This is a genomic window from Bradyrhizobium sp. 23 (assembly GCF_023073295.1).
In the GTDB taxonomy this organism is placed as follows: domain Bacteria; phylum Pseudomonadota; class Alphaproteobacteria; order Rhizobiales; family Xanthobacteraceae; genus Bradyrhizobium; species Bradyrhizobium canariense_D.
This window is the reverse complement of record NZ_JADPJF010000151.1, coordinates 465150-474252: the sequence shown is the minus strand read 5'-3', so window position 1 is coordinate 474252 and position 9103 is coordinate 465150. Positions and strand designations below refer to the sequence as shown.

The following is a 9103-nucleotide window of genomic DNA, read 5'->3' as shown; positions in this document are numbered from 1 at the left end:
AGCCGACGATCGGCGGGCCGCCGGTCTGGGCGAGGCCGCTACAGAAGCCGGAGAGGCTGCCGATGCCGACCGAGAGCCACGCGTGGTCCTTGCCGCGATAGCGCCAGCCCGACAGCAGCAAGAGCAACAGCGCGGCGACGAAGCAGGAGATGATCCACCGCGTCGTAACGGGTTCGAGCACGCTGAGGAAATAGGTGCCGACGGGCACGCCGACCAGCGCGCCCAGCACGATCACGGCGGTGGCCTTGCGGTCGGCCTTGCGCCAGGCGTCAGGCAGCAGCGGCGCGGCCGCGACGAAATCGATCACGAGGAGCAGCGCGGCAACCAGACGCGGCGCCGCGATGCTGCTCGCCAACGGCATGAAGATCAGCGCCGAGCCGAAGCCGGAGAAGCCGCGCGCGGTGCCCGAAACGAAAGCGACGGCGCAGAGCGCCATCGCAATGGTGAGGCTGACGTCCTTTGGAAGAAAGTCAGTGAGATTCATGCTCTATGATTCTCGAGCATGATCATGCTCTCAAAGTGCCGCCGGTCTTCTTCGTCACCTCCGCCACGATTTTCGCGGCGACGGCCTCGATCTCCTGGTCGGTCAGGGTCTTTTCGCGCGGCTGAATCGTCACCGCGATCGCGATCGACTTCTTGCCGTCGTCGATGCCCTTACCTTCGTAGACGTCGAACACGTTCACAGCGGTGATCAGCTTCTTGTCGACGCTCTGAGCCGCGCGCACGATGTCGCCGCCCTTCACGGTGCGGTCGACGATAAAGGCGAAGTCACGCGACACAGGCTGGAATGCCGACAGCTCGATCACGGGCTTGGCACGGGTCGGCTTTTTCTTCGCCTCGGGGATGCGGTCGAGGATCACCTCGAACACCATCAGCGGGCCGCCGGCACCGAGCGCCTCGAGCGCGCGCGGATTCATCTCGCCGAAATAGCCGAGCACGTTTTGCGGCCCGATCTGGATCGTACCGGAGCGCCCGGGATGCAGCCAGGACGGGCCGCCCGCGACGATCTGAAGGGCCTGCATTGGTGCGCCGGCGGCGGCGAGTACCGCGAGCGCATCGGCCTTGGCATCGAACACGTCAGCCTGCGCCGAACCCGACCAGTGTCGTCCCAGACCTTGCGACGACGCAAAGCCGCGGCGGAGGCCGCTTGCCGCCATGAACTGATCCTGCGGGCGATCGCCCTTGAACACCTGCCCTACCTCGAATAGCGCGACATCGCTCAAGCCGCGATCGGCATTGGCCTGCGCCGCCGCGATCAGGCCGGCCAACAGGGTCGGGCGCATGTCGGACAAATCCGACGCGATCGGGTTGGCGACCTCGAGTTCGCGCTGGCCGCCGCCGAACAGCTCTGCGGCTGACTTGGTGATGAAGGACCAGGTCACCGCTTCGATGATGCCGCGGCTCGCCAGCGCGCGCCTGGCGCGGCGGGTGCGGAGCTGGAGCGGGGTCAGCACGGATTTGCGTGCGTCCTCGCCGCGCTCGAACGGCGTCATCGGCACCTTGTCGACGCCGTAGATGCGGACGACTTCCTCGACGATGTCGGCCTTGCCGTGCACGTCGGTCCGCCATGACGGCACCGCGACCTTCACGACGGGCCCCGGGCCCGCCATCATGAAGCCGAGATGAGTCAGGATGCGCTTCATCTCCGGCATCGGCACCTCGATGCCCGAGAGGCGCTTGACCTCGGTCACCGGAAAATCGATCACGCGGTCGTCGCCGAAGCTCTTGCCGACCACGACGTTCTCGGACGGCGTGCCGCCGCACATCTCCAGCACGAGTTTTGTCGCGAGCTCCAGCCCCGGCACCATGAAAGCCGGATCGACACCGCGCTCGAAGCGGTAGCGCGCGTCCGAATTGATGCCGAGCTTGCGGCCGGTCTGGGCGATGTTGATCTCGTTCCACAGCGCCGATTCGATCAGCACGTCGGTGGTAGTCTCGTCGCAGCCCGAGGCCTCGCCGCCCATGATGCCGGCAAGCGATTCGACGCCGTGCTCGTCCGCGATGACGCAAATCGCGGGATCGAGATTGTAGCTGCGGCCGTCAAGCGCGAGCAGCGTCTCGCCGTCGCGGGCGCGGCGCACCACGAGATTGCCCTTCACTTTCTTCGCGTCGAACACGTGCAATGGCCGTGCGCGGTCGTAGGTCATGAAGTTGGTGATGTCGACCAGCGCGTTGATCGGGCGCAGCCCGATCGCGGTCAGTCGCTTCTGCAGCCATTCCGGCGACGGCCCGTTCTTCACGCCACGCACGAGCCGCAGCGCGAAGCCTGGGCACAGCGCCGCATCCTCGACCGTGACCTTCACCGGGCAGGGGAATTCGCCCTTGATCGGCTTGATTGTGGGGTCCTTGAACTTGCCCATGTCGGCGGCGGCAAGGTCGCGCGCGATGCCGTGCACGCCGGTGCAGTCCTGCCGGTTCGGCGTCAGGTTGATCTCGACTACGGGATCGCCGAGGCCGGCCCATGCGGCGTAGGCAGCGCCGATCGGCGCATCCGCGGGCAATTCCATGATGCCGTCATGGTCGTTGGAAATCTGCAACTCAGCCGCCGAGCACAGCATGCCGCGGCTCTCGACGCCGCGGATGGTGCCGACACCGAGCGTGATGTCCTTGCCGGGAATGTAGGTGCCGGGCGGGGAGAACACGCTGACGAGACCCGCACGCGCATTCGGCGCGCCGCACACCACCTGCACGGGTGCGCCGCCATCACCGGTGTCGACCATGCAGACGCGCAGCCGATCCGCATTCGGATGCTGCTCGGCGGATATCACCTTCGCGATGGTGAAAGGCTTCAGCGCCTTCGCCTTGTCCTCGATGTTCTCGACCTCGAGCCCGATCATGGTGAGCTTCTCGGCGAGCTTGTCCAAGGGCTCGTCGGTGTCGAGATGTTCCTTCAGCCAGGAGAGAGTGAATTTCACGAGCTCAGCCCTCCCGCGAGGGTCGGTACTTCGAGCGGCTTGAAGCCGTAATGGGACAGCCAGCGGACGTCGCTGTCGAACAGCTGGCGCAAATCGGCGATGCCGTATTTCAGCATGGCGATGCGGTCGATGCCCATGCCCCAGGCAAAGCCCTGGTACTCGTCGGGATCGATGCCGCAGGCGCGCAGCACGTTCGGATGCACCATGCCGCAGCCGAGAATCTCGAGCCAGTCCTCGCCCTCGCCGAAGCGGATCTCGCCCTTGTCGCGGCGGCACTGGATGTCGACTTCCAGCGACGGCTCCGTGAACGGGAAGAACGAGGGCCGAAAGCGCATGTTGATGTGGTCCACCTCGAAGAACGCCTTGCAGAACTCGTGCAGGATCCATTTGAGATGGCCGAGATGGGAGTGCTTGTCGATGACGAGGCCTTCGACCTGGTGGAATTGCGGCGTGTGGGTCGCGTCCGAATCGATGCGATAGGTGCGGCCCGGGCAGATCACGCGGATCGGCGGCTTCTGGCTCAGCATGGTGCGCACCTGCACCGGCGAGGTGTGGGTGCGCAACAGCATGCGGGAGCCGTCCTCCTTCGGGTGGAAGAAGAAGGTGTCGTGCATCTCGCGCGCGGGATGGCCTTCCGGAAAATTCAGCTTGGTGAAGTTGTAGTCGTCGGTTTCGATATCGGGGCCTTCGGCAACCGAGAATCCCATGTCGGCGAAGATCGTGGTCAGCTCGTCCCAGACCTGGCTCAGCGGATGGATGCGGCCGGCCTCGGCGGGCGCATCGCGCAGCGGCAGGGTGACGTCGATGGTTTCCGACGCAAGCCGCGCGTCGAGCGCCGCCGATTTCAAGACGTCGCGCCGCGCCGCGAGCGCCTCAGTGACCTTGTCCTTGGCCTGGTTGATCGCGGCGCCTTGCGTCTTGCGCTCGTCCGGGGACATTTTTCCGAGCGTGGCAAGAAGCGCCGAGATCGAACCCTTCTTGCCGAGGGCTGCGACGCGCACCGCTTCGAGGGCGGCCTCATCGCCGGCTGCGGCGATGTGGTCGAGGATGGATGTTTCGAGCATTGCGAGGTCGGACACGGTCAAATCCCTGCTGCCAAATTCGGCTGGGTTGTCGCCGCCCGAAGGCTGTAACGTCAAGCGAAAAGCCGGTCATTTCGGGCTGACGAGCGGCTGGGTTGAACCTCGCGCGGGGGCCTGGCACCAAGGGGGATACGAGGAGGCTTTCGCGATGCTCTCAAGATCCGGTCTGGCTGCTGTCGCCGCCGTTCTCTTGGTCGCCGGCAACCCGGCGCGCGCCATGGTGTGCATGGAGAAATCCATGACGCTGGACGAGGTCGTCGACACCATCGCTGCTCAGAAGGGCTGCGAAAGCGCGATCAAGGTGTTTCAGGATTGCCAATTGACCGCGAGCGGCGATGTCCAGCTCGGCGCCGCCGTCGAGAAGAAATGCGAGGCGGACTTCATGCCCGGCCTCAACATGGCGCGGAAACAGGCTTACCAACGCGAGATGCGCGTGTGTGACCGGAAGTACCGGAATAAATCCGGCACCATGTATCTGTCGTTCACGGCATTCTGCCGGGCGGAGGTCGCCCGGCGCTACTCGCAACGCGCGCTGAAGGCCGGCGGAGCCGGCCGCTAGCTCAGGCCGCCAGAGCGGCCTTGGCCTTCTCGGCGATCGCCTGGAACGACGCGGGCTCGTTGATCGCGAGATCCGACAGCACCTTGCGGTCCACGGTGATCCCGGACTTGGCCATGCCATCGATAAAGCGGCTGTAGGTCAGGCCGAACGGACGCACGGCGGCGTTGATGCGCTGGATCCAGAGCGCGCGGAACGTCCGCTTCTTGCGCTTGCGATCACGGAAGGCATAGACGAGAGCCTTCTCGACCGCCGGCTTGGCGGTGCGGATCGTGTTCTTGCGGCGGCCGCGGAAACCCTTGGCGGCCTTGTAGACTTTCTTGTGCTTGGCGTGGGCGGTCACACCGCGTTTGACGCGAGCCATGACAAAAATCCTTCGAAAGATGACTTGATGTTCGGATCGCCGCGAAAGCTGCGGCGCGGGTGGCAATGATCGTGGACGCGATCAGGCGTTCGGCAAGAAGTACTTCTTGACGTTGTCGCCGTCGGTCTTGAACAGCACGGCGGTGCCGCGCAGCTGCCGGATCTGCTTCTTCGTCCGCTTGATCATGCCGTGACGCTTGCTGCGATGAGCGAACATCACTTTGCCGGTGGCAGTCACCTTGAAGCGCTTTTTAGCGCCCGATTTGGTCTTCAGCTTGGGCATTTGGCTCTCCTAATGGCCATAGAAATCCGCCCGCAAAGGCGGCTGGCCGTCAAAATGCTCGTTAGAGCGTTGATTGTGCTCAGGTTTTACGAACAAGCGCGAAACCCGCACGGACACCGCCACGGCAGCCCTTAATCAGCCGGGCAATGAAGGCTGGGCTTATGACAGAGGACGGGCGAATTGGCAACGATGAACCGGTGGAACCTAGCCGGCGACTATCCGGAATTGCTAACCTCATGTCCGAGCCGTGTGACCCGGAGCAGGACCAGAATGCCCCCTTTTTCCCAAACGCTGTCGTCCTTGACTGATGTCGCTCGTCCGCGCTGCCTGGCGCTGTTGGCCGTGCTCGCCATGGCCGCGTTTCCGTCGAGTGCCAATGCGCGCATCCGCGGCTATGACGGCGTCTGGAACGTCACCTTCGCCACCACCCGCGGCAATTGCAGCTCGGGCTACAGCGTCCCCTTCACCGTCACCGGCAGCCGAGTGTCGTCCGCCGGCGGCGGTCGGGTCTCCGGCAGGGTCAATCGCAGCGGTACCGTCGCGGTCCAGGTCTCGGTCGGGGCCTCCCATGCCAGCGGCGGCGGCCGCCTCGCTGGCGTGAACGGCGCCGGTTCGTGGAGGGGTATCATCTCCGGCGATCAGTGCAGCGGCACCTGGCATGCGACGAGGACGTAATTATCGCCTCCAGAGGACGGTGCGCTCTCTCTTGCGCAAGCGGGAGAGGCAAAAAAACAAAACGGCCCGCCGGAGATCCGGACGGGCCGTTGAATTCTTCAGCCTAAAGAACCAGCGTCAGCGCGGCGCCAGCACCATGACGACCTGACGGCCCTCGAACCGCGCGTCCTGCTCCACCTTGGCGAGCTCGGCGACGTCGGTCTTGATCTTGTCGAGCAGCTTGGTGCCGATCTCCTGGTGCGCCATTTCGCGGCCACGATAGCGCAGGGTGATCTTGACCTTGTCGCCTTCTTCGAAGAACCGCTGCATGGCGCGCATCTTCACTTCGTAATCGTGGTCGTCGATCATCGGGCGGAGCTTGATCTCCTTGATCTCGACGATCTTCTGCCGCTTGCGGGCTTCGGCGGCTTTTTTCTGCGCGGAATACTTATACTTCCCGTAGTCCATGATCTTGCAGACGGGAGGGCTGACGTTCGGCGAGATCTCGACCAAATCCATGCCGGCTTCCTGGGCCAAGCGGATAGCCGCGACGGTCTCGATGGTGCCCTTGTTGTCACCGGTCTGATCGATCAGCTGGATCTGCGCATTGCGAATATCGTCATTGATGCGCGGCCCGTCTTTGGCGGCAGTGGGCGGGGCTTTATTTGGACGGCGAATGGGTGGTTCTCCAAAGTTATGAAAAGAGGCGGCTATTTTGCAGGAAGATACGGTTGCCGGCAAGCAATCGCTCGTGCGGCGGTCGAAAAAGCCTCAAATGCGAGGCATTTTGGCCACGGCGGGGCACGCAGAGGGACATAGACACCTTGCTTCTGTTCCGCAAGCGTCCCAAAGGGCCAATGCCGACGTCCGGCTGCGCTGCGGAGCACGTCCGGACAGCTCAAACCGCACAGCCAGAGTAAACGTTCCATGAATCACCCAATTCCCGATGCCGTGCTCGACTTCATCGATGTGGGCGAAGGCCCGTCCACACGCCGGATCGCGGTGCGCCGCCGCGCGGCCCAAGAATCAAGTCAAGGACCTGGGCTGGTCTGGCTCGGCGGTTTCAAGTCGGACATGCAGGGCAGCAAGGCCGTGGCGCTGGACGAATGGGCCCGGGATCACGGCCGCGCCGTGGTCCGGTTCGATTATTCCGGCCACGGCGAATCCGGTGGCGATTTCGTCGACGGAACCATCGGGCGCTGGCTCGAGGAAAGCGTCGCGGTATTCGAGCGGTTCTGCGACGGCCCGCAAATCCTGATCGGCTCGTCCATGGGCGGCTGGATGGCGCTGCTGCTCGCGCGCGAGATCAAAAAGCGGCAAAAGAAACTGCAAGCCAAAGCCTCGCTGGCGGGCCTGGTGCTGATCGCGCCGGCGCCCGATTTCACCGAGGAGCTGATGTGGAAGAATTTTCCGGCCGCGGTGAAGAAAGAAATCGAGACCAAAGGCGTCTGGCTGAGACCGTCGAACTATGGCGACGGCTTGCCCTATCCGATCACGCGGAATCTGATCGAGGAGGGACGCAACCACCTCCTGCTCGGCAGCGCCATCGATCTCGGCTGTCCCGTCCGCATCCTGCAAGGTGCGCAGGATCCTGACGTGCCCTGGCAGCACGCGTTCGCCCTGACCCATCGCCTGCCGGCCGACGACGTCGTGCTGACCATGATCCAGGACGGCGATCACCGCCTCTCGCGCCCGCAGGACATCGCCCGCATTCTTGCCGCCGTGGCCGAGATCGGGTGAAATCGTCACCTAGCACTCGGTGTCATCGCCCGACTTGATCGGGCGATGCAGTATTCCAGAGGCGCTCGTGCTCAAGCCGAGAAGCCGCGGCGTACTGGATGCCCCGGTCGGGGCATGACTGAGAATGGGAGGGGAGAATCGCCGATGACCACCACCGCCATGCTGCGCGCCTTCTGCGACGCCGTCGAACAACGCAACGGAAAAGCCTTTGCGGATCTCTTCACCGAGGACGGCGTCTATCACGACGTGTTCTATGGCGCCTTCGCCGGCCGCGAGAAGATCGCCGCGATGATCGACGACTGGTTCTATCGCACGGCGACCGACTTTCGCTGGGACATGCACGACCCGGTGTCGAACGGCACCACGCTCTATGCGCGCTACACGTTCAGCTATCGCTCGATCTTGCCGGAGGCTGATGGCGCGCGGGCGATGTTCGAGGGCGTGGCGATCATGACGCTCCGGGACGGAAGGATCGTCAGCTATCACGAGGTCGCCAACACCGCGCCGGCGTTTGTCGATTTGAAGTTTGCGCCGGAACGGATTGCGAAGATCGTCGCCAGACAGGGCGCGGAGCTCAAGGCGCGGCCGGAGATGAAGCGACATTTGGGTTAGCCGTCGTTCTTGCGCACCTACCGCTTCGACGGATTTACCATCGGCTTGCGCTGCGCCAGCGCCGCGACAGTGGCGGTGCCGATCGGGCCCTGCTCGTCATAGAGCCAGCATTCGCCGATCGCCACACCGTCGGTGGCCTGGTGGTTCACCACCTCGAAGCCGATCCAGTTCGTCACCGGCAGGCGGTGCAGATAGATCGTGACGTCGCTGTTGATGTAGCCGAGCCCCTTGTCGCCGGCGTTCGCGAACGGACTGGCGAAGTCCGCGCCGATGGCGACATGGACGAACGGCGTCATCGGCACGCCCGCGACCAGCTCGCGCACCTCGCTCATCCAGAGCTTTCGTGGCCCGAGCGAGCCCATGTGACCGACGATCGGTCGCGTGGTCCATTTGCCGTTCATGCCGAGCCTGGGATCGGTCGGCTTGGGAATGTCGGCCGGCTTCGGCACGTCCCAGTTCGGCGGCGACCAGACATTGCCGTCGGGATTCTGCGTTCGCCGTAACAGCTGGCACGAGGCGCGCGCCATGCCGATGCCGCCGGAAAAGAACTCTGCTTCCACGATGCGGATGCGCATCCCGTCGCGCACCAGCCGTGTCGTCACCTCGATCGGCTTGTCGATGGTGGGCAGCCGAAACATATCGACGGTCAGCCGCGCCGGCACGAATTCAGGACCGGAATGGCGCTCCTCGATGGCGAAGCCGAGCAGGCCGACGATGACGCGTCCGTGCAGCGATGTCGGATCCCACGGCCCATTGGCGACTTCCGTCGGGTGGAATGTGTCGCCGTCGCGGGTGAAGAAAGGCATGTTTGTCATGACGCGCGAGCTTGGAGGAACGTGCGGGGAAATCAAGATGCTCAATCCTCGTGGTGAGGAGGCGCGAAGCGCTCTTACCACAA

The 9103-nt window shown here is 64.1% G+C and carries 11 protein-coding genes; 4 read left to right on the top strand and 7 right to left on the bottom strand.

Annotated elements, in window-relative coordinates; all coding sequences use genetic code 11:
• The 3 genes from IVB32_RS39290 to pheS form a co-directional block, all read right to left on the bottom strand.
• Positions 1-484: sulfite exporter TauE/SafE family protein (locus tag IVB32_RS39290; RefSeq protein WP_247413104.1), on the bottom strand; the 484-nt coding region annotated here is incomplete at its 3' end.
• A 22-nt stretch (positions 485-506) separates the two neighbouring features.
• Positions 507-2915, bottom strand: coding sequence for a phenylalanine--tRNA ligase subunit beta (gene pheT, locus IVB32_RS39285; protein ID WP_018455727.1), 2409 nt, complete (start codon positions 2913-2915; stop codon positions 507-509).
• Positions 2912-3994 carry a phenylalanine--tRNA ligase subunit alpha gene (pheS, locus tag IVB32_RS39280; protein WP_026233010.1) on the bottom strand — a complete coding sequence of 361 codons (1083 nt, stop codon included), beginning with the start codon at positions 3992-3994 and terminating at the stop codon, positions 2912-2914. Before pheS ends, pheT begins: the two co-directional genes overlap by 4 nt.
• A 151-nt stretch (positions 3995-4145) precedes the next feature.
• Here pheS and IVB32_RS39275 point away from each other — a divergent pair, with 151 nt between their 5' ends.
• Positions 4146-4556, top strand: a complete 411-nt coding sequence (locus tag IVB32_RS39275; RefSeq protein WP_026233011.1) for a hypothetical protein — start codon at positions 4146-4148, stop codon at positions 4554-4556.
• A 1-nt stretch (position 4557) separates the two neighbouring features.
• Here the strand turns inward: IVB32_RS39275 and rplT are convergent, their stop codons facing one another.
• Positions 4558-4917: a 50S ribosomal protein L20 gene (gene rplT / locus IVB32_RS39270; protein ID WP_007598538.1), complete on the bottom strand. Its 360-nt coding sequence runs from the start codon at positions 4915-4917 to the stop codon at positions 4558-4560.
• Between the two features lie 81 nt (positions 4918-4998).
• Complete coding sequence (gene rpmI, locus IVB32_RS39265) at positions 4999-5199, bottom strand: 50S ribosomal protein L35 (RefSeq protein WP_007598540.1); 201 nt, start codon at positions 5197-5199, stop codon at positions 4999-5001.
• Positions 5200-5469: 270 nt separating this feature from the next.
• On the opposite strand from rpmI, the gene IVB32_RS39260 reads away from it, so the two are divergent.
• Positions 5470-5874: a hypothetical protein gene (locus IVB32_RS39260; RefSeq protein ID WP_026233012.1), complete on the top strand. Its 405-nt coding sequence runs from the start codon at positions 5470-5472 to the stop codon at positions 5872-5874.
• A 117-nt stretch (positions 5875-5991) separates the two neighbouring features.
• Here IVB32_RS39260 and infC read toward each other — a convergent pair whose 3' ends face one another.
• A complete protein-coding gene (gene infC / locus IVB32_RS39255; protein ID WP_085349942.1) occupies positions 5992-6531 on the bottom strand; it encodes a translation initiation factor IF-3 in 540 nt (179 codons plus the stop codon).
• A gap of 249 nt (positions 6532-6780) precedes the next feature.
• Between infC and IVB32_RS39250 the strand changes: the two genes are divergently transcribed.
• Positions 6781-7593, top strand: coding sequence for an alpha/beta hydrolase (locus IVB32_RS39250; protein WP_018455731.1), 813 nt, complete (start codon positions 6781-6783; stop codon positions 7591-7593).
• A gap of 144 nt (positions 7594-7737) precedes the next feature.
• On the top strand, positions 7738-8205 hold the full coding sequence (locus IVB32_RS39245) for a nuclear transport factor 2 family protein (protein ID WP_018455732.1): 468 nt from the start codon (positions 7738-7740) through the stop codon (positions 8203-8205).
• 17 nt (positions 8206-8222) lie between these two features.
• Here IVB32_RS39245 and IVB32_RS39240 read toward each other — a convergent pair whose 3' ends face one another.
• A complete protein-coding gene (locus IVB32_RS39240; RefSeq protein ID WP_247370590.1) occupies positions 8223-9020 on the bottom strand; it encodes an acyl-CoA thioesterase domain-containing protein in 798 nt (265 codons plus the stop codon).
• Between the last annotated feature and the right edge of the window lie 83 nt (positions 9021-9103).

Bases quoted from the DNA above. Each gene is read 5' to 3' on its own strand.
- rpmI (WP_007598540.1), bottom strand. From the start codon at position 5,199: ATGCCCAAGCTGAAGACCAAATCGGGCGCTAAAAAGCGCTTCAAGGTG.
- IVB32_RS39250 (WP_018455731.1), top strand. From the start codon at position 6,781: ATGAATCACCCAATTCCCGATGCCGTGCTCGACTTCATCGATGTGGGC.
- rplT (WP_007598538.1), bottom strand. From the start codon at position 4,917: ATGGCTCGCGTCAAACGCGGTGTGACCGCCCACGCCAAGCACAAGAAA.
- IVB32_RS39275 (WP_026233011.1), top strand. From the start codon at position 4,146: ATGCTCTCAAGATCCGGTCTGGCTGCTGTCGCCGCCGTTCTCTTGGTC.
- IVB32_RS39260 (WP_026233012.1), top strand. From the start codon at position 5,470: ATGCCCCCTTTTTCCCAAACGCTGTCGTCCTTGACTGATGTCGCTCGT.
- IVB32_RS39245 (WP_018455732.1), top strand. From the start codon at position 7,738: ATGACCACCACCGCCATGCTGCGCGCCTTCTGCGACGCCGTCGAACAA.
- IVB32_RS39240 (WP_247370590.1), bottom strand. From the start codon at position 9,020: ATGACAAACATGCCTTTCTTCACCCGCGACGGCGACACATTCCACCCG.